Genomic DNA, 17,839 nt, shown 5'->3' with positions numbered 1-17,839 from the left:
ACAGGCGTCAGATCATTTTCTCTTTGCGCATCAGACGCGTACGTCAGTTGTTAAAAAGGAGATATATCAAAAAGATAATGTTCAGGCGTATAAAACCCCAAAAAAGTGTTAATCATTGCAAACCGGTGCGCTTAATTATTTTCTCGCTGGCATCTCTCTGCTTTCTATACTTCAGGTCTGATGATCTTCAACGGGCTAAATAATCTGGCAAGAGGTGAATAATGAAAGCATTAGTCTGGCACGGCGTAGGAAATATACAGCTTGAGAATGTTGCCGACCCGCAAATAGAACAGCCGGGCGATGCGGTTATTCGCATTACTTCTTCGGCCATTTGCGGAACCGATCTGCATTTTATTCGCGGCACCTTTAGCGATATGCAGCCTGGCACTATTCTGGGACATGAGGCCGTAGGCATAATCGAGCAGGTAGGCGACGAGGTACGTAACTTCAGCCCTGGCGACCGCGTGGTGGTCTGTTCTACGGTCTCCTGTGGCGTTTGCCCGCCCTGCCGCGCTGGCCACACCGCCCAGTGCGACAACGCCAATCCCAACGGCGCGGAAGCCGGTACCTGTTTTTTCGGCGGCCCCAAAGCAACCGGTCCGGTGAATGGACTGCAGGCGGAAAAGGCGCGCATCCCGTTCGCCTCGAATACGCTGGTCAAAATCCCGGAGGGCGTTTCCGATGAGCAGGCTATTCTGATCAGCGATATTTTTCCTACCGCCTGGTTTGGTGCCGAGCTGGCCGGCATTACCCGCGGCGACATCGTAGTGGTATTCGGCTGCGGTCCGGTGGGTCAGTTTGCCATTACCAGTGCGCTACTGATGGGTGCGGCGCGCGTGATTGCCGTTGACTGCCACGAAGATCGACTGGCAATGGCACGTCGTCAGGGCGCATTTCCGATCCATTTTGAGCGCGAAGATCCGGTGCAGGTCATCAAAAAGCTGACCGGTGGAACCGGTGCGGACTGCGCGATTGATGCAGTGGGTGTCGACAGCCAGCACGCCCACCATGGCCCTGCCCATAGCGAAGCGGAAGAGAAAAAGGAGAAATTCAGGCAGGAAGTGGCGCAGGTTGCACCAGAAACCCATCCACAGCACGGGAACTGGATCCCTGGCGACGCGCCGACGCAGGCGCTGGAGTGGGCCATTGCGGGGCTGAAAAAAGCAGGTCGTCTCAGTATTATTGGCGTCTATCCGCCCACCGCCGAGATATTCCCCATTGGCCAGGCAATGAATAAAAACCTGACCATCAAAATGGGCAACTGCAACCACCATACCCATATTCCTTACCTGCTTGAGCTGACGCGTACCGGTGCCGTCGATCCGACAAAAGTGCTGACAAATGTCGAACCGATTGAGAACGTGATAAAGGCCTATGAGGCATTTGACAAGCGCGAACCGGGCTGGATAAAAGTGGAGCTGGAGGTCTGACGTCAGGCCGTCTTTACTCTCGTGGGAGAGCCGCCATTTAACGGCTTTCTCTTGCGTGATTGCGCTGGCAGCAAAGATAAGATACCGGCATACAGGGCTCTCATCCTGACACCCGTCATTGGGGAGGCTAACGGCAGCGCAGGAATAACCTTCGCAACGCTTGACGATTTTTTTATCCGTTGCTGACAAACGGGTGTCTCACATGACGTCTGATGTTTGAACGGTGGAGAAGCTCCCGTCACAAGCTGCCCTTAAATTGATGCCGCTTGTTGACACAGGGTTGTACAGATACAAACTATAATGCGAGTTGCCGATTCGTTAATCGCATATGAAAAGGAGTTAAGGTATGTCTGACTTTGATAAAGAAGATCTTTCAGGTTTCACAGGTAAACATCTGGTTTATACCTATGATAATGGCTGGAATTATGAGCTTTATATAAAAAATGAAAATACCATTGATTACCGTATCCATAGCGGCATGGTCGGTGGCCGTTGGGTCAAAGATCAGCGTGTTTACATTGTTCGCGTGGGCAAAGAGATATACAAAGTTTCCTGGACAGAGCCAACAGGTACCGATGTTAGCCTGATTGCTAACCTGGGAGATAAACTTTTCCATGGAACAATATTCTTCCCGCGCTGGGTCATGAACAATCCTGAAAAAACAGTCTGTTTCCAGAACGATCATCTGGACAAAATGGAAGCTTATCGCAGCGCCGGACCAGCTTATCCCACTGAGGTTATTGACGAATTCGCCACTATCACGTTCGTACATGATAGCGGCATTAATAATGAGTCAGCCATTAACTGCCCGCCAGATCAATTGCCTGCTGATTTTCCCAATAATCTGAAAAACTGATGCTATAACGCAATTAAAAAGGCCGAGCCTTCTGCGTTTTCAGTTTATCTGTGCTGATGCAGATTAACATCAGGCAAGTAAAAGCAAGCATGACAAGTGAACTCAAAAGGGTTCGCTTGTCAAAGAACAGATTTAAGCCAGCGGATTTAGCGCATTCACTGCCAGCTGCGCCAGATAGGACGCCGTGGGAAAAAGCGCGCGGTCGTCAACCCGGAACTTTGGATGATGCAGCGCCCACGGCCCACCGGACCCCACCATCATAAAAGCGCCGGGAATTTTCTGCTGATAGAAGGCGAAATCTTCACCGATAGGGCTGGCGTCGATGCGGCGCGCCTCAAAGCCGGCGTCAGTTGCCTGCTCAAGCGCAAATGCCACCCACTCAGGGGTATTCACCACCGACGGCGGCCCCGCATGCCACAAAAATTCAATGTCTGCGCCAAACGCGGTGGCGAGACCTGCCAGCAGCGCACGGAAGCGCTGCTCTATCAGCGCACGCGCGTCGGCGCTGAAGGTACGCACGGTGCCTTCCAGCCAGGCGGTATCGGGAATAACGTTCCAGGTGCTGCCGCTGTGGATTTGGGTAACAGAGACCACGGCGTTCTGCTCTGAAGGCACGTTGCGGCTGATCAGCGTCTGCACCGCACTGATAATCTGACCAACAATCACGATCGGATCGTTGCCCTCATGCGGTTTTGCGGCGTGCGCCCCTTTCGCCGCAATCTTGATTTCGAAGCGATCCACGCCTGCTGTCAGCGCGCCATCTTTGCTGCCCACCACGCCGACCGGCAGCGTGGGATCGTTGTGGATGCCAAAAATAACTGCCGCATCGTCCAGCGCGCCGGTGGCAATCAGGTCGGGTGCGCCCAGGCCGGTCTCTTCGGCGGCCTGGAACAGTATACGCACGCGTCCTTTCAGCGAGGATGCCTGCTGCTGAAGCAGGATGGCTGCGCCCAGCGCCGCCGAGGTATGGAAGTCATGACCGCAGGCGTGCATGATGCCCGCATTCTCGGAGGTAAAGGCGACACCCGACTCTTCTTCAATCGGCAGGGCGTCAATATCGGCACGCAACACGACCAGCGGCCCTGACGCCTCACCCACTTCGGCGACCAGGCCGGTTTTCAGCGGCAGATCAAGGATACGAATGCCTGCCTCGGTCAACGCCGCGCGAATTTTTTCTGTGGTTTGAAATTCCTGGTTGGACAGCTCAGGAAAACGGTGCATTTCATGGCGAAACGCCTCAATCTGGCTGGCGAGCGCCCGATCTGCTTCGCGAATCTCTCTCATTTCATCTCCTTGCTGTGCCTGAACCTGCGGCAAAGTATGCGGCGGCGCACTTAGATAGTGAAATCATCATTAGTTTCGATGTTAGTCATCTGGCGCAAAAAGCGACGCGTCACCGGGTTGTCGGAGAAGCTGATCACCTGCTCCGCCGGCCCCTGCTCAACGATGTGCCCCTCCGCCATGAAGATGACGCGATCGGCCACCTCTTTAGCGAACTGCATCTCGTGGGTGACAATCACCATTGTGGTTTTCTGCTGCGCCAGGCTTTTCATCACCTGAAGCACTTCGTGCACGCGCTCTGGATCGAGCGCGGAGGTCGGTTCATCAAACAGAATGGCGCGCGGCTTCACGGCCAGCGCTCGTGCGATGCTGACGCGCTGCTGCTGGCCGCCGGAGAGCGTGACCGGATACTGGTGCGCCTGCGGGGCCATGCCGACCAGTTTTAGCAGTTGCATCCCGGTTTCGCTGGCCTGAGCCTTTGACATCTTCTTCACCATGATCAACCCTTCGGTGATGTTCTCCAGCGCGGTTTTATTGCGGAACAGACTGTAGTTCTGGAACACCATCGCCGTCTGGCTGCGCAGCGCATGCTCCTGTCGGGCGGTGTAGTTTGCGGTATCAAGCGATACCTCGCCGATCTGGATAATCCCTGACTCCGGCTTCTCCAGCAGATTGAGACAGCGCAGCAGCGTTGATTTACCTGACCCTGAGGGGCCGATAATAGCCACCACTTCGCCTTCGCCGATCGTCAGGCTGATATTGTTCAGTACGGCTTTGTCACCGAAACGTTTATTGAGCTGTTTTACACCGATCATAAGAGCCTTAGCGTTGCAGTGAGTGACTGAGTTTCTTCTCCAGCAGCGCCTGTAGACGGGCGTAACCGATGATCACCAGCCAGTAAATCAGACCCACCACGAGGAAGGTTTCAAAGTAGCGCAGCGACTCCGCCGCAATCATTTTCCCTTCAGCAAACATTTCTGACACGCCCAGCGCAAACGCCACTGAGGTATCCTTAATCAGGGAGATAAAGGTGTTGCCGGTGGCAGGCAGCGCGTTTAACAGCGCCTGCGGCAGGATAATGCGGCGGTAGATCTGCGCGCGGCGCATACCAATTGAGAGCCCGGCCTCCATCTGCGTCGGATCGACCGACGCCAGACCAGCACGGTAGATCTCCGCCATATAGGCTGAGGTTTTCAGGCTGAAGCCGATAATAGCGGCTGTGGTGGCCGACATCCCGTTCAGCGCGGGAAAGAGCTGCGGCAGGCCAAAATAGATAATAAACAGCTGCACCAGCGACGGCATTCCGCGAAACAGCGAGATGTAGAGTTCAACCAGCTTACTCACCGGCCAGGAGGCGCTGAGTCGCAGCAGCGAAAGGCCCAGGCCTGTTACCATGGCACACACCATAGAAATCACGGCCAGCATCAGCGTTACCGGCAGGTAGCTGAGAATTTGCGGGGAAATGTTCAGCAGGTAGTGGAAATCAAAATTCATAAAACGCCCTTAACGCCCTGTGCCGCCCTGCGGCGGCACAGAGAAACAGTCTGATGCAGGAGTTATTCAGACGGCGCAGAAGTGATGTCTTCGCCAAAATATTTTTCTGAAATAGCTTTCAGGCGGCCATCCTTACGCATCGCCTCCACCTCTTTATCAAACGCTGCACGCAGTTTGTCGCCCTTCTCATCCTTGTGGAACGGGAAGCCCACCGATTCGATTACCAGCGGTTCGCCAACAAACTTCAGCGGCAATCCTTTCTGATTGATCTCGGCCAGCAGGATCGGCCCGGAGTTGACGTAGCCCTGGACGCGGTTATTGATGGCGTCGTTCATGGCACCATCGCGGCTCTCGTAGGTGCGGATGGTGACACCGTTATCGCCAAAAGCTTTTTTCAGATTGACCAGATGGTTTGAGCCAAGCACGCCTGCGATGGTTTTACCGCGCAGATCGTCGAGCGTATTGATATTCGTATTTCCTTTGCCGGTCACGATCTGGCTGCCGTAATAGCTGTAAGGCGTGGAGAAGTGATATTTCTCCTGGCGCGCCGGGGTAATCGCCACCACATTCGCTACCGTATCCAGCTTGCCACCTTCAAGCTGGCCCATCAGCCCGCTGAAATCGGAGGTTACCCATTCGATGTTGTAATTTAAATCTTTGGCGATAGCTTCAGTGACGTCGACGTCAAAGCCAGTCAGCTTGCCATCCTTCTTAAACGCGCCGGGAAAGCTCAGTCCGGTTGCGCCGACGCGGATGGTCGTTGCATTGTCATCTTCCTGAGCAGAAGTGTTGTTGTCACAGGCGCTAAGCAGTGAGGCCGCCATCACAATGGACAGTGCGATTAACCCTTTTTGCATGGTGTTCTCCCTGATGTCTCCAGTGCAGCCACGCCTAGCGGGTGTGCACTGGATAAATGGTTTTTTTCATATAAACGGTGATGTGGCCTTTACCGAGATCTTTTTTACTGGCCTTCTCAAAGCCCATCGCCTCATAAAGCGGGATCAGCCACGGATGACTTTCAGCGGTGCCGAGTGAATAGGCGGGCGCGCGCAGCTGATCGTGGAGTACCCTCAGCTCCAGCCAGTCGAGCAGAATGACGCCCAGACGCTGGCCGCGATAGTGTGGCGCGGTGGCAAACCAGCCGATGTGCGGTAACCCAAATGGCCCCGGCAGCGGCCCCCACGGATAACGCAGCGTCACGGACGCCACCAGTTCGTCGTCACGGAACATACCGTAGACGCCGTGCGTGGCAATATGGCACTGCATCTGCTGTTCGCTGGCGGTGGCGGCATCAAAGTTAATGCCCAGCTCACGCGCGGAGGCATAGGCGGCATGCACCAGCGCATAATAAGCTGGCGTATCCTCAGCATTGAGCTGACGAAAGCGGTCGGTCATGGTGGCGTCTCCCGTTGTCCTGAGGCATATGCGGCGGCAATCACGTCATCCACCTTGCGCGATGCCGGGCCTGAAGAGTTAACCGGCTTGCGCCAGTGGTTCCGCTTGTCATCGCTGATACGGTTGTCTGTTTGCGGAGGGGCGCACGCAACCATCGCCTGCGCCGCGTCGTCCGGACTTACACCAGGTTCGCCTTCCGCCTGCGCCCGCGCTACCTCGACCTGAGCCTGTTGGTTAAGCCGGTTCTGCTCTGACCAGACGCCACGCATTTCGGGTATGGCAAAACTGCTGTAAGTAAAAGGAAAATCAACGATATGTGACGCCATTACTCTGTCACTTTTGTCATTTCAGGAAGCGTTAAAATAGCACCTCTCTATCATGCTGAATGATAATGGAAAGCGATATGTTATAGCTCCCGGTTATAATGATCGGGTAACTTCAGGCACTTTTTTGTTTTCCGCGCTCGCTGCTCCAGCTGAAAAAGCGCTTAATATTGAAGAGGTTAAAACAACCTGGCAGGTTGTGCGTTAACAGATTTGATTTTTCTGTTTGTAAGACTGCTATAGCAGCCATCTCCTCAGCCATTTTTTAGGAACAGTGCCACCTGTTTTCAGCGCGTCACACAACGGCTCTGCCGCTGTAACAGGGCCGGGCTTTGCCATGTCGGGTCGCTCCATTACACTGTGCGCATCGCGTATGACGTTAAGGGACGATCGAGATGATAATTGAAAAAGCGGATGAACCTTTTCTGCACTCTTTTTTTGGCGAGCCGGTTGAAACGGTAGAAGAGGGATCGCTGCAGGCGGAGCGTTTAAGCCAGGCATTGCACGCCGCACGTGTCCAGAGAATGGCGGAATTGGATAGCGACTGGAAACGCAACGTGCTCTTTCTGGCGCTGTTTGTGTTTCTCTACGCTGCGCTGGGTGGGTCACTGTCGATGGACCTGGCCCATCACAGCACCGGCCACAAAAGTTTTGACTATGCGTTGCAGGCGGTGCCGGTATTGATTGCCTTTTCCGGCTTTTTCCTTTCGCTGCTGTTTCTGTTTGTGACGCGCAGCGGCGCACGCCGGTTACAAAACTGGGAGCGAGCCATTGTCCTGCTGGAGAAATATACCGGCGGTAACCTCTACAAGCAGATGCTCGATTTAGGCCCGCGCACCACGCACTACTCATTTTCTGCGATTAACGTCGCGCTGGCGTTGTTTATTTGCCTGACCTGGGTGGTGATGTACAACTACTTTACCTTTACGACCAGCGGCGTGATCGGCAGCGTCATCTCCCTGTTTATCACAACCATGACCTATGTCATTCTGGATATTCAGCTGCTGAAGCCGCATCGACTCGATCATGAAGAGCCTGTGGGGCTGGAGAAAGAGGACGCCAGCAAGGAGGAATAAGATTGCCCTACCGCCGGGTGAGCGATTTTTATAGGTAGTGTCAGCGCCGATAAAAAGCCTGTCGCGAGGGCGGCAGGCTTTTTGCTGGTCTTAACGGCCCGGAGGGTTCACTTCAACCGGACGCAGGTCAAACAGCAGGATTTCGGCATTCTCTCCCTCACTAAAGTTCAGGCTCTTCTCGTGGCGTACGCGCGCGCCGTCGCCCGCCTCAAACCTGATGCCGTTAATCCTCACGCTGCCGCGTGCTACATGGATATAAGCATAGCGATCTTCATTCAGCGCAAAGGTCTGCTGCTCCGCACCGTCAAAGAGCCCGGCATAGAGACGAACATCCTGCCGCACCGACAGCGCATTTTCTTCACCCTGCGGGGAAACGATCAGTCGAAACTGACCCCGTTTCTCACTTTCCGGCACTGTAATCTGCTGATAACCGGGTGGGGTGCCCTTTTCCGCCGGGACAATCCAGATTTGCAGAAAGTGCACGCCCTCGGTTTTTGAGTGATTGAATTCACTGTGCGTGACGCCGCTGCCTGCGCTCATCAGCTGCACATCGCCGGGAAGAATAACAGAGCCGGTGCCCATCGAGTCTTTATGCTCCAGGGCCCCTTCCAGCACGTAGGAAATAATCTCCATGTTGCTGTGCGGGTGCGCGCCAAAACCGCGTGAGGCAGCTACCCGGTCATCATTAATTACTAACAAATCAGAAAAACCACTCTGTTTTGGATCCCAGTAACTGGCAAAGGAAAAGGTGTGGCGTGAGTGCAGCCAGCCGTGGTCACCCAGGCCGCGTTGTTCTGACAAGCGTTGCTCAATCATGATCTGCTCCTTTGTAAGGGAGGAAGTGCCCTTGCCCTTCCGACAGGAAAGACAATAACGTAAACTAAAACGCACAAAAACTGGCTGAAATGGCAATCACTGTCACAGATAAGTGGACACTATGCTGATTGAAGATCTACGCATTTATGTTGCGGTCGTTCGTGCGGGCAACTTTACCGCGGCGGCAGAACAGCTGCTTCTCTCTAAACAGTATGTCAGCCGTCGCATGGCGGCGCTGGAAGCCTCGCTGGGATCGCAGTTGCTGATCCGCAACACCCGCAAACTGTCGGTAACGGAAGCCGGTACGCTGTTTCTCCCGCATGCTCAGCGCATTCTTGACGATATTCGCGAGGCGGAGCAGGCGATGTCGGCGCGGCGTCAGGAACTGAACGGCACGTTTCGCATCAGTATGCCGATGTCGTTTGGCATGGGCCATCTCTCCCCGCTTATTGCGCAGTTCCTTAAGCAACACCCTGCGCTACAGTTTCACATTGAGCTGGCCGATCGTTACGTTGACGTCATCGGCGAGGGGTTTGATATGGCGATTCGCATCGGTACGCTGGCAGACTCAACGCTGATTGCCCGATCCCTTGGCGAGCAGCGGCGTCTGATCTGTGCCAGCCCCGATTATCTGGCGCGCGCGGGCATACCTGCCACGCCAGACGATCTCACGCAGCACGCCTGCTTACGCTATGGACGAGAAGCGCTAAGCGGCTGGGAGCTGCAACAGGCGGGTAAACGCATGAGCCTGATGGTTCACGGCCCTATGCTGAGCAATAACGGCGAAATGCTGCGTGATGCAGCCATAGCGGGTCTGGGCCTGGTGCTGCTGCCGGCGTTTATTGTAGCGTCGGCGCTGAAAAGTGGTGAGCTGGTCAGTGTGCTGGAGCCTTTTCAGCCGGCACCACTCCGCCTCAATGCGGTCTATCCGCAGCATCGCCAGCGCAGTGAGGTTAACCGCGTGCTGCTTAATTTCCTGCAACAACAGCTGAGCGGTAAAGCGGGCTAATCAGCCCGCATGCGGTTACAGCGAAACATAGCGGTGCAGCACACGCACCAGCTGGGTGACGAAACCGTATTCGTTATCATACCAGGCGACGGTTTTAACCAGCTGCACGTCGCCCGCTTCGCTGATTTCAGTCTGGGTGGCGTCGAAGATGGAGCCGCAGGGCACGCCGATGACGTCGGTGGAAACAATGTCATCCTCGGTATAGTGAAAAGATTCATTATTCTCGCAGGCGCGCTTCATCACCGCGTTAATTTCCTCTACCGTGGTTTTCTTTTCAAGAACCGACACCAGTTCGGTGACGGAACCGGTTTTCGCTGGCACGCGCTGGGCGTGACCTTTCAGCTTGCCGGTCAGCGCCGGGATCACCAGACCAATCGCCTTCGCCGCACCGGTGGTATGCGGAATAATATTCTCTGCCGCTGCGCGTGATGAGCGAAAATCTTTACCGCGCGGCCCGTCTACCAGCGCCTGAGTGCCGGTATAGGCGTGAATGGTGGTCATGGTGCCTGCCCGGATGCCGAAGCTGTCATGCAGCGCTTTCGCCATGGGTGCCAGGCAATTAGTGGTACAGGAGGCAACGGAGATAATATCGTCATCCGGACTGAGGGTGTCGTGATTGACGTTATAGACGATGGTTTTCATGTCGCCTGCCGGGGCAGAGATCAATACCTTACCTGCTCCAGCGTCCAGATGTGACCGGGCTTTTTCCGCCGAGGTATAGAAACCGGTGCATTCTACGACCACGTCTACCCCCAGCGATCCCCAGGGAATGTTACGTGCTTCTTTCTCGGCAAAAACCGTTATTTTTTTGCCGTTCACCTGTAGCGCATTACCGGCTACGCTGACCTCACCCTGAAAGGCGCCGTAGTTTGAATCATATTTCAACAGGTAGGCGAGCATTTCAGGCGAGGTAAGATCGTTGATGGCGACGACCTCTACTGCTTCATTCTGCTCCAGGATACGCCTCAGAACCAGGCGGCCAATACGCCCAAATCCGTTGATGCCTATTTTCTTCATACTGATCTCCCACATCTTTTCATACGGTTAGTAAGTGTTGATAACGGGTAAATCTTCTGAATAACACCATTGCTGCATGACAATGTTGCACGCATATGAAGAGAAGGAGTATAGCCCGTGCGACCAGAGAGAAATTGCCTGAAAAGGGCTGAGCGGGCAGAACAGGGCAAAAAAAAACCGCCAGTGGCGGTTTATTCTTTAAAGCGTCTGCGTTTGAACAGAGCATTCTGCTTGCTACGATTGACCTTCCGTCGGGCATAAGCCATCACCGTTGTCCAGTTGGGATCGGCGGTGTTTCTCATACAAAGGTTAAGCGCCTGGGCCAGCTCTGACCATTTTTCCACCTGAAGATGGCTGTCATGGGCAAGTGATGCCTTAAGTGCGTCCATAAGTTCATCAACCTTTTTTTTCACGCTGGAGAGCGTGTCACCTGTCTGATAGCTTGCTGCAATGCGTCTCAATTCAAGCGCATAATTATCAATATCAATATTTATTATGTACAAAAAAACCTCTGCTAAATCTGACCTCACTGCTAAGCATAGCGGCTATCTGGCGCTGCGCTTTTAAATTTCCAAAAAAAAAGATTATTCACAGTTTTTTTGTAAAAACGACGCTTTTAGTAAAGGAGAGCCGCCTGTCTGAATCGAATAATTTATTCAAAGCCCACCTTTCATTAGTAAAAAATAATTAATATTTTACGTCACACGCCGTTGCACATTACTTTGTTCAACATCTTCACGGATCCTTATGCAATTCGCTTTATCCGCGTGATGAGTGCCCTGTCATGCTCGGCGCGGGTGACAGTTACTTAATTTTATCTTGGGTATCTGGATAGCGGCCGGATTTGCCGACTGACGAAGCCATCAAAGATTTTGTGTCGCCCTCCCTGTCTCTCTGATGCCACTCTCCCGCAGGCGCGCGTCTCCTGTGTGAAAAAGGTGGGGCAAGGGGAAGCAGCCCGAAACAGGCTTCCTCGCCCCACCAGTGCACACGGCTTGCGGCTGACTTACACTGTGCGAAACACCGCGACCATTTGCCGTAGCTGCCCTGCCCGCTGCGCCAGATCCTCTGCTGACGAGGCCGATTGCTCTACCAGCACCGCATTCTGCTGCGTCACCTGATCCATCTGATTAACGGCAATGTTCACCTGCGAAATGCCGCTACTCTGTTCAGCTGACGACGAGGAGATATCCTGAATCAGCTGTGAGGTCTGTTCGATCGCGCTCAGGCTCTGTTTTACCTTGTCGCCTGCGCTTTGCGCCATGCTCATTCCTTCCTGCGCCTCGCCGACAGCATGCTCAATCAGGCTTTTGATCTCTTTTGCTGCGCTGGCTGAGCGCTGCGCCAGCGCCCGGACTTCAGCTGCCACAACGGCAAACCCTTTACCCGACTCGCCAGCCCTGGCCGCTTCCACGGCAGCGTTCAGTGCCAGAATGTTAGTCTGGAAGGCAATGCCGTCAATGACAGAAGTAATCTCTTCAATCTGCCCTGCACTGCCGCGGATGCGCTGCATCGAATCCATCACCGAATCCATCGCTTCGCCACTCCTCAGCGCCGCCTGCGTGGCAGATACGGCCCTGTCAGAGGCAAAGCGCGTATTATCCGCATTTTGCTGAATAATTGATGCCATCTGCTCCATACTGGCTGCCGTCTCAGCCAGCGAGGCGGCCTGCTGCTCAGTCCGGGAAGAGAGATCGCCGTTACTCTGTGCAATCTCTTCCGAGGAGGTGGCAATGACTGAGGCATTGCTTTTAATATCAGAGACCAGCTGAGCAAGATGCTGCTGCATCTGCATTAATGCCCTGAGCAACGCGGCCATCTCGTTGTTGCCGTGGATATTCAGTCGGGAGGTTAAATCTCCGGCCGCCACCTGGCTGGCAAGATGCACCGCCTCCTGAAGCGGACGCGTCACCGAGCGACTGATCAACAGTGCGATGAACACCGCCGCCAGCGCAACTGCCAGCAACCCGGCCAGCAGCAGATATTGCGCATGACGGCGCACCTCAATCTGCGACTGAAGCATCTGTGCAAGGCGATCGCTGTTTTGCGCACCCAGTGCACTGTATTCATTGATTGCCTGCGTAAATACCCGGACAAATTCAACGGCCGCTACGCTGTCGCTTCGGCTGACAAAAATATTCTCGGTGAGCTGCAGCGCGTTGCGTGCCTGCTGGCTCGCTTCCTGCGCGATCGCGCTAAAATCGGAGGCCAGCGCGGGTTCAATAGCATAGACCTTATCCAGATTGCCGCTGAACTGCTCAAGCGCTGATTTGCCCGTCTCCACCTTAAACGCCATGCGGCTATAGTCGCTTTCCGCAATCGCGCCGGAGGCGATCAGCGAGGCTCCCAGAGCTCTGATCTGCCCCAGCGTCTCGGTAAGCTGGGGCAGCTGGCTGTAGATACTGGTAATAAGCTGATAGGTATTCAGATCGCTATCAAGCGATAGTCCGTAATAATCGAGCACATCAAGATTGGCACTCAGCAGAATGTCGATAAGGTGTGCATGATCGGTGAGACTCTCATTAAAGGAGAGCGCGCCGCTGCTTATCGCGCTTTGCAGCTGAATCCAGGCCTCGCTTATCTTCCTGAGCCGCTTCAGGGGTTGTGCATCGGGATCGTCTTTACTCAGCGTCGCCTGAATAGCCTCATTCAGCCTGTTAATTTCGCTAACCAGCGCCAGACGTGCCGGGTTATCAGGTTTTTTTAGTGAAATGGCGATAGCGGTTTCAGCGCGATGACGCTGTAACAGATTAAGTAGTTTTAACATCTGTTTTTCTACCGATACCCCGCTCAACTCGCGCTCTTTGGCATCAATAAGCTGATTACCCGACTGAATAAACAGTGTCGTCGGAAGAAGAAACAGGATCAGGGCAAATAGGCCGAGAATAAGAAATTTGGCTGGCAGATTCATTCTGTTAAGTAGTGTTTTCATCATTTCCATCTGGGTGGGTAATACGTGGCAAAATGCATCACGTATAAAGGTTAATCCAGGTTATTCCTGTGACATTCTTTATCTGTTGCAGGAAGCTGCCGCCAGGTGCAGTTTCAGTCACTCCACTTAAATATATTCAGTCGAAAAAGGATTATAGGTTGCTAACGGTGATTTACCATCTCCTGTACAGGCGATATTTACTGCACATTGCGATTAAGCCAAACGGCAAAAAAATGATAAATATCAACATGATAAATAAAACACGTCGCGTATGACAGCGCGCTGCTGGTAAGCCTGCCTGTAGGGTGGGGTTTTATTAATAACAAAAGTAAAGTTCTGGCAAATAATGCCGATGAACTTTCGCCAGCCTTTGTCTTCAATAACGCTGACGGGTAAAAGTCCCCCTGCCTGGAAAACTCTCTGGCGGCAGCGAGACCTTTGATAACAAATCAATATTTCGCAGACTGTTTAGCACAAACCCGACTAAAAATTAGTCGGCCAGCCTGCTGCGCGCAAGCCACGCTTTCCAGCGGTTTTCTACCAGATGATAACGGTACTCTCCGGTACTGCTCCGCCTCAGCCAGCGCTCTTCGAATAATTCATCACTGCGGACCCAGCTCTCAAACCGCTGGCGCTCAAACGCTTCCATCGTTTTCATATCTGGCCACTCACTTTTGCGCTTCGGTTAAAGGGTCAGTATAGGTGACGACTACGATTTCAGCGGGTTACAGCGTTGAATAACAGAAACGACTTCCACACTCACACTGCAGGGACGTTCGCAGGGGTATCAGCCTCTGATAAAAAAGCGTACTTACTCAGGTTCAGGTTTTTATTTCGCTCTCACTGCAACCCAGTCAGAAATATGCTGAAGAATATGTGATGCTCTTCACGGATTAGCTCTTTTTGTAAATCTGTACGGCAAGCAAGTTATTGTACAAAAACACCCTTTATTTTATTTAATATGAATACATTAGGCGTAGTGCCATTTTTAGCTATATTAATCCCTGTTGCAGATTAAAGCTAAATAAGGAAATTTAATATTGAAATCTCCTGTTTATAAATTCATAGTTTATTTACTCCAGGAGCAAATCTTTAACAGACAAGGTGACACTATGTTGCAACGGCGCGGTAGTTCGGGGAATTTTTTAGATAATCCCGAAAAGGCTCGTGAAGCGGGGCGCAAAGGTGGCCAGATCAGCAACGGCAACGTTATAAATAATCGCGAGCGTATAATTGCAGTCGGTCGAACCGGGGGAAAAGTCATCCGACGTCCAGCGTCCGAAAAAGCAGCACAATAGCGGCTGCAAAAGGTTAAAAGTCGGTGTTCCCTTTGCGCGGAGGACGTCCGCCGACGTATTACAATTATCTGAAACGCTTATTTAGCCGCTGAAGTGAACATTCTGTTTATGCCGTTATTTGCTGGAGGGATTATGCCAGAAAAAAGTAGCGACACGCGCGCCTGTACTCTAAAAGATCGGCGTCTCAGCGACGAAGCCACGATCCGCTACCTGACCGTAGGCAAAATCGTGTGCGAATTATTGAGCGCTGAAGAGCCTGTTAACCGCAAATCTATTTGCTGCAAATTACTCAAGCGTCTTGAGCATGCTCGCTGTCAGGAAGAAGAGAGAGTGTACTACCGGCTTATTCGCCTGCTTTTTGGTCGTCAGCGATCGGAATAAATGGCTGTTTTGTCAGAAGGCTGATGCTTGCCCCACCAGGGAAACCTTTTTATCCGCTCAGCCTCTGCTGCCGAAATGTCCTCTGCGGCGGCCGGCTGTTTTACAGGCGGCAGAATATAGCGAGAGTAATAATATTTATCCCGCGCTTAAAATAATAAAGAAAGCGCCAGCCCCCAGGGGCTGAAATAGCAGACGCATCATCGGACAAGCCATACTGGCTTGCCCTCTCTCCTGCTACTGCTGAGGATCGTTGCTGAACCGTCCCACCAGCGAAGCCGCACCCAGCGCGTGCCCTTTCAGCTGTGTTAACAACGCATCATGGGTCAGGTCAGCTTTGAGCTGCTCCGGTGGCAGGTCGGTAGCAATAACCACAAAATTGTAGTGATGCATTCCGCTGCCGACCGGCGGACAAGGTCCATACCAGCCGCGGGTGCCGGGCGAATTTTTGCCTGCGGTATAACCTTTTCCGGATGTCAGATCGCCCCGCGCAAAAGAGGTTGTGGTGGCAGGAATGTTATAAACCACCATATGCGTGACGCCGAGCCCTTTGCCTCCGACCGGGTCGGTCACCAGTATCGCAAAACTCTTTGTCTCTGGCGGCGCGTTCGACCAGCTCAGCGCGGGAGAGATGTTTTCGCCGGTACAGGCGGGACTGTTTTTATTGTTTCCGGCAAAGGATTTCGCCATAAAAGCGTTGTCGGTAAAATCGGGTGACTGCAGCGTAAAAAGCGGGTTTGCCGCAAAACTCGCGGCGGGCAGTGCCGCCAGCAGTAGAGCGCTTGCTACTCTCATAACCTCTGCCTCCTTTTAGGTTGCTGAAACCTAAGTATGGAAGCGCCTCGCTGTTAAGCAGGATTTTTTTACTGAGTCTCTGGTCAGCGTCCACCAGGAAAGCCTGGCCAGAGGGGGATCACCGCCTAATCACACCACGGGCCAGGGAAGTGCGCCCTGACAGGGCAGACAGAAGACGGGCCATCTTGTGCAGAATCGGCCCGTCATCCGATCGTTGTTACTCTCTGGCAATGGGGTTTTCATTTACGGTAATCTTTTCATCGCCCTGAATCTGGCTGATGCGCTGCTCGGTTTTGCGCACCGCGCTGGCGTCTTTTAACAGCGTATAGGTCAGCTCAAAGGTCGTGCTCTCGCCTGGCTGTAGCTGTCTCACTCTGCCCTGCTCTTTTTCAACGGTCACCGGATAGGCGTAGTTGGTGCCGGGCTCAATACCGGTGACGTAGCCCTGCTTCAGCGTATCGGTATTTTTCCACAGGGTGAGCAGCGGCAGCTGACGGGTATCAAATGCAATGGCGGCCCCTTTCTCGCCTTTGCTGTCAATCACTGCGGCCAGCGTTTTGCCGTCGCTGTCTGCTTTCGGCACCAGATTGAAGACCATTTCATCAAAGTCTCTGGTTGGTGCTCCGTAGAGACTCCAGTCCTGCAGGCCCTTTCTGGCATAATCATTGAAGGGAGAAACAGACTTTAACGGCGCGATAAAGCGCGCATTTTTTTCCAGAATCGGTGTGCCAATGTTGCTGTGATAGATAATCTGATAATCCTGTGGGTAGTCACCCTGGTTGGTGACGACATCATGCAGGGTAAAGGTATCTGCACCCGGCACATAACGCAGTTCGGTCCATGTCTCCAGATTCGCTTTTTTGAATGTGGTCTCCCGGAGCAGACCGCGCACGCGGATCTCGTGCGGGGCATTATCCTCTACCGTTACTTCTACTCTGGAGGCGGGCGTGTTCCCCGCTTTACCGTGCAGGCTGTAGATCCTGCCATCCTTCACTACCGGATGACCGGTCCACTCATATCCACAGCGCACCATCATTTCGTTAAATCCTTCCAGCCAGCCTAATCCGTTACGGCTGTCGAGATGGATGTAGGCGGGGTTTACGACTTCTTTGACCGGTGAATCCCAACCCAACCGCACACCAAAACCGTTTACGTGCAGCAGATCCATACCGCGCGTGGGGCTAAGCGCGATGGTCAGTCCATCTGCGCTGCTAAGCGTCAGCACCTTCGACCCTTCCTGTTTGCCGCCATGAAGCACTTTTTGCTCAAGGCTGAAGGGAGTGCCCGTCAGCTTCAGCGCTTTACTGTTGATCTGCCAGTTTCCCTGATCAGTACCCGTGTCAGCATCCGTCAGCACCCAGGTTTTTGCTTCTGCCTGACTGCTGATTACCGCCATAACCATACCTGCCAAAAGTGCTTTGTTCATTTTGCGCATCCCGCTGCTGAATTGATTAAGCTAAAGTCAGCAAAGAGTAGGGATTTCACCCAGGCTAAAACGTGACCCGTCTCACTCTGGGCAGTTTTTTGTCCAGAGTAAGACAATAAAGCGGAGCTGTGTCACAGGCTGGCAGGGTAAAACGGGCGTGTTTATCCACGTTTTCAGGTCGGCAGGCGCAAATCCGAGCCGCGCCTTAAATCGTTTCAGCCCTGAAATATCAAGGCACTTTTTCTTGCGGCATCATCCGTTCATTCTGGATGGGGCAGGTTTGCTGACATTGCGCGATTTAAAGCTACGCTTA

19 protein-coding genes are annotated in these 17,839 nt (G+C 53.3%); 6 read left to right on the top strand and 13 right to left on the bottom strand.

All coding sequences use genetic code 11. The annotated features are described in order from the left end of the window. The first annotated feature begins 221 nt into the window (after positions 1 to 221). Complete coding sequence (locus HP564_RS02445; RefSeq protein ID WP_371239823.1) at positions 222 to 1,430, top strand: zinc-dependent alcohol dehydrogenase; 1,209 nt, start codon at positions 222 to 224, stop codon at positions 1,428 to 1,430. 346 nt (positions 1,431 to 1,776) lie between these two features. Then, on the top strand, positions 1,777 to 2,286 hold the full coding sequence (locus HP564_RS02440; RefSeq protein WP_371239821.1) for a phenolic acid decarboxylase: 510 nt from the start codon (positions 1,777 to 1,779) through the stop codon (positions 2,284 to 2,286). Positions 2,287 to 2,418: 132 nt separating this feature from the next. On the opposite strand, the gene HP564_RS02435 is transcribed toward HP564_RS02440, so the two are convergent. The 6 genes from HP564_RS02435 to HP564_RS02410 form a co-directional block, all read right to left on the bottom strand. Further along, complete coding sequence (locus tag HP564_RS02435; RefSeq protein ID WP_371239819.1) at positions 2,419 to 3,570, bottom strand: amidohydrolase; 1,152 nt, start codon at positions 3,568 to 3,570, stop codon at positions 2,419 to 2,421. A 50-nt stretch (positions 3,571 to 3,620) separates the two neighbouring features. Continuing rightward, positions 3,621 to 4,382, bottom strand: a complete 762-nt coding sequence (locus tag HP564_RS02430) for an amino acid ABC transporter ATP-binding protein (RefSeq protein ID WP_371239817.1) — start codon at positions 4,380 to 4,382, stop codon at positions 3,621 to 3,623. A 7-nt stretch (positions 4,383 to 4,389) separates the two neighbouring features. Next, entirely contained in the window at positions 4,390 to 5,061 is a 672-nt protein-coding gene (locus tag HP564_RS02425) for an amino acid ABC transporter permease (RefSeq protein WP_371239815.1), read from the bottom strand. A gap of 62 nt (positions 5,062 to 5,123) precedes the next feature. Further along, complete coding sequence (locus HP564_RS02420) at positions 5,124 to 5,918, bottom strand: amino acid ABC transporter substrate-binding protein (RefSeq protein ID WP_371239813.1); 795 nt, start codon at positions 5,916 to 5,918, stop codon at positions 5,124 to 5,126. A 34-nt stretch (positions 5,919 to 5,952) separates the two neighbouring features. Further along, complete coding sequence (locus HP564_RS02415) at positions 5,953 to 6,456, bottom strand: GNAT family N-acetyltransferase (protein ID WP_371239811.1); 504 nt, start codon at positions 6,454 to 6,456, stop codon at positions 5,953 to 5,955. Beyond that, positions 6,453 to 6,782, bottom strand: coding sequence for a hypothetical protein (locus tag HP564_RS02410; RefSeq protein ID WP_371239809.1), 330 nt, complete (start codon positions 6,780 to 6,782; stop codon positions 6,453 to 6,455). Before HP564_RS02410 ends, HP564_RS02415 begins: the two co-directional genes overlap by 4 nt. Positions 6,783 to 7,168: 386 nt before the next feature. Between HP564_RS02410 and HP564_RS02405 the strand changes: the two genes are divergently transcribed. Then, positions 7,169 to 7,855: a hypothetical protein gene (locus tag HP564_RS02405; RefSeq protein ID WP_371240645.1), complete on the top strand. Its 687-nt coding sequence runs from the start codon at positions 7,169 to 7,171 to the stop codon at positions 7,853 to 7,855. 90 nt (positions 7,856 to 7,945) lie between these two features. Here the strand turns inward: HP564_RS02405 and HP564_RS02400 are convergent, their stop codons facing one another. Continuing rightward, a complete protein-coding gene (locus tag HP564_RS02400) occupies positions 7,946 to 8,671 on the bottom strand; it encodes a pirin family protein (RefSeq protein WP_371239807.1) in 726 nt (241 codons plus the stop codon). Between the two features lie 121 nt (positions 8,672 to 8,792). Between HP564_RS02400 and HP564_RS02395 the strand changes: the two genes are divergently transcribed. Beyond that, the gene (locus tag HP564_RS02395) at positions 8,793 to 9,680 is read left to right on the top strand and encodes a LysR family transcriptional regulator (protein ID WP_371239805.1); all 888 of its coding nucleotides are present in this window, start codon (positions 8,793 to 8,795) and stop codon (positions 9,678 to 9,680) included. Between the two features lie 15 nt (positions 9,681 to 9,695). Here HP564_RS02395 and gap read toward each other — a convergent pair whose 3' ends face one another. From gap to HP564_RS02375, 4 genes are all read right to left on the bottom strand, one after another. Then, positions 9,696 to 10,697 carry a type I glyceraldehyde-3-phosphate dehydrogenase gene (gene gap, locus HP564_RS02390; protein ID WP_371239803.1) on the bottom strand — a complete coding sequence of 334 codons (1,002 nt, stop codon included), beginning with the start codon at positions 10,695 to 10,697 and terminating at the stop codon, positions 9,696 to 9,698. Positions 10,698 to 10,888: 191 nt separating this feature from the next. After that, positions 10,889 to 11,200, bottom strand: coding sequence for a hypothetical protein (locus HP564_RS02385; RefSeq protein ID WP_371239801.1), 312 nt, complete (start codon positions 11,198 to 11,200; stop codon positions 10,889 to 10,891). 503 nt (positions 11,201 to 11,703) lie between these two features. After that, the gene (locus HP564_RS02380; protein ID WP_371240643.1) at positions 11,704 to 13,629 is read right to left on the bottom strand and encodes a methyl-accepting chemotaxis protein; all 1,926 of its coding nucleotides are present in this window, start codon (positions 13,627 to 13,629) and stop codon (positions 11,704 to 11,706) included. 490 nt (positions 13,630 to 14,119) lie between these two features. Continuing rightward, entirely contained in the window at positions 14,120 to 14,287 is a 168-nt protein-coding gene (locus tag HP564_RS02375; protein WP_371239799.1) for a hypothetical protein, read from the bottom strand. Positions 14,288 to 14,741: 454 nt separating this feature from the next. Here HP564_RS02375 and HP564_RS02370 point away from each other — a divergent pair, with 454 nt between their 5' ends. Beyond that, positions 14,742 to 14,927 carry a general stress protein gene (locus HP564_RS02370; protein ID WP_371240641.1) on the top strand — a complete coding sequence of 62 codons (186 nt, stop codon included), beginning with the start codon at positions 14,742 to 14,744 and terminating at the stop codon, positions 14,925 to 14,927. Between the two features lie 132 nt (positions 14,928 to 15,059). Continuing rightward, on the top strand, positions 15,060 to 15,308 hold the full coding sequence (locus HP564_RS02365; protein WP_371239797.1) for a two-component-system connector protein YcgZ: 249 nt from the start codon (positions 15,060 to 15,062) through the stop codon (positions 15,306 to 15,308). 234 nt (positions 15,309 to 15,542) lie between these two features. Here HP564_RS02365 and HP564_RS02360 read toward each other — a convergent pair whose 3' ends face one another. Next, positions 15,543 to 16,100, bottom strand: coding sequence for a YbhB/YbcL family Raf kinase inhibitor-like protein (locus HP564_RS02360; protein ID WP_371239795.1), 558 nt, complete (start codon positions 16,098 to 16,100; stop codon positions 15,543 to 15,545). Positions 16,101 to 16,317: 217 nt separating this feature from the next. Further along, positions 16,318 to 17,526, bottom strand: coding sequence for an aldose 1-epimerase family protein (locus HP564_RS02355; protein ID WP_371239793.1), 1,209 nt, complete (start codon positions 17,524 to 17,526; stop codon positions 16,318 to 16,320). Positions 17,527 to 17,839: the final 313 nt, after the last annotated feature.

It is taken from the genome of Pantoea sp. KPR_PJ (assembly GCF_041386365.1).
Lineage (GTDB): Bacteria > Pseudomonadota > Gammaproteobacteria > Enterobacterales > Enterobacteriaceae > Pantoea.
This window is presented reverse-complemented; position numbering and strand designations above follow the sequence as displayed.

Bases quoted from the DNA above. Each gene is read 5' to 3' on its own strand.
- HP564_RS02445 (WP_371239823.1), top strand. From the start codon at position 222: ATGAAAGCATTAGTCTGGCACGGCGTAGGAAATATACAGCTTGAGAAT.
- HP564_RS02380 (WP_371240643.1), bottom strand. From the start codon at position 13,629: ATGAAAACACTACTTAACAGAATGAATCTGCCAGCCAAATTTCTTATT.
- HP564_RS02400 (WP_371239807.1), bottom strand. From the start codon at position 8,671: ATGATTGAGCAACGCTTGTCAGAACAACGCGGCCTGGGTGACCACGGC.
- HP564_RS02365 (WP_371239797.1), top strand. From the start codon at position 15,060: ATGCCAGAAAAAAGTAGCGACACGCGCGCCTGTACTCTAAAAGATCGG.
- HP564_RS02360 (WP_371239795.1), bottom strand. From the start codon at position 16,100: ATGAGAGTAGCAAGCGCTCTACTGCTGGCGGCACTGCCCGCCGCGAGT.
- HP564_RS02415 (WP_371239811.1), bottom strand. From the start codon at position 6,456: ATGACCGACCGCTTTCGTCAGCTCAATGCTGAGGATACGCCAGCTTAT.
- HP564_RS02440 (WP_371239821.1), top strand. From the start codon at position 1,777: ATGTCTGACTTTGATAAAGAAGATCTTTCAGGTTTCACAGGTAAACAT.
- HP564_RS02410 (WP_371239809.1), bottom strand. From the start codon at position 6,782: ATGGCGTCACATATCGTTGATTTTCCTTTTACTTACAGCAGTTTTGCC.
- HP564_RS02430 (WP_371239817.1), bottom strand. From the start codon at position 4,382: ATGATCGGTGTAAAACAGCTCAATAAACGTTTCGGTGACAAAGCCGTA.
- HP564_RS02420 (WP_371239813.1), bottom strand. From the start codon at position 5,918: ATGCAAAAAGGGTTAATCGCACTGTCCATTGTGATGGCGGCCTCACTG.
- HP564_RS02375 (WP_371239799.1), bottom strand. From the start codon at position 14,287: ATGAAAACGATGGAAGCGTTTGAGCGCCAGCGGTTTGAGAGCTGGGTC.
- HP564_RS02425 (WP_371239815.1), bottom strand. From the start codon at position 5,061: ATGAATTTTGATTTCCACTACCTGCTGAACATTTCCCCGCAAATTCTC.
- gap (WP_371239803.1), bottom strand. From the start codon at position 10,697: ATGAAGAAAATAGGCATCAACGGATTTGGGCGTATTGGCCGCCTGGTT.
- HP564_RS02395 (WP_371239805.1), top strand. From the start codon at position 8,793: ATGCTGATTGAAGATCTACGCATTTATGTTGCGGTCGTTCGTGCGGGC.
- HP564_RS02370 (WP_371240641.1), top strand. From the start codon at position 14,742: ATGTTGCAACGGCGCGGTAGTTCGGGGAATTTTTTAGATAATCCCGAA.
- HP564_RS02355 (WP_371239793.1), bottom strand. From the start codon at position 17,526: ATGAACAAAGCACTTTTGGCAGGTATGGTTATGGCGGTAATCAGCAGT.
- HP564_RS02435 (WP_371239819.1), bottom strand. From the start codon at position 3,570: ATGAGAGAGATTCGCGAAGCAGATCGGGCGCTCGCCAGCCAGATTGAG.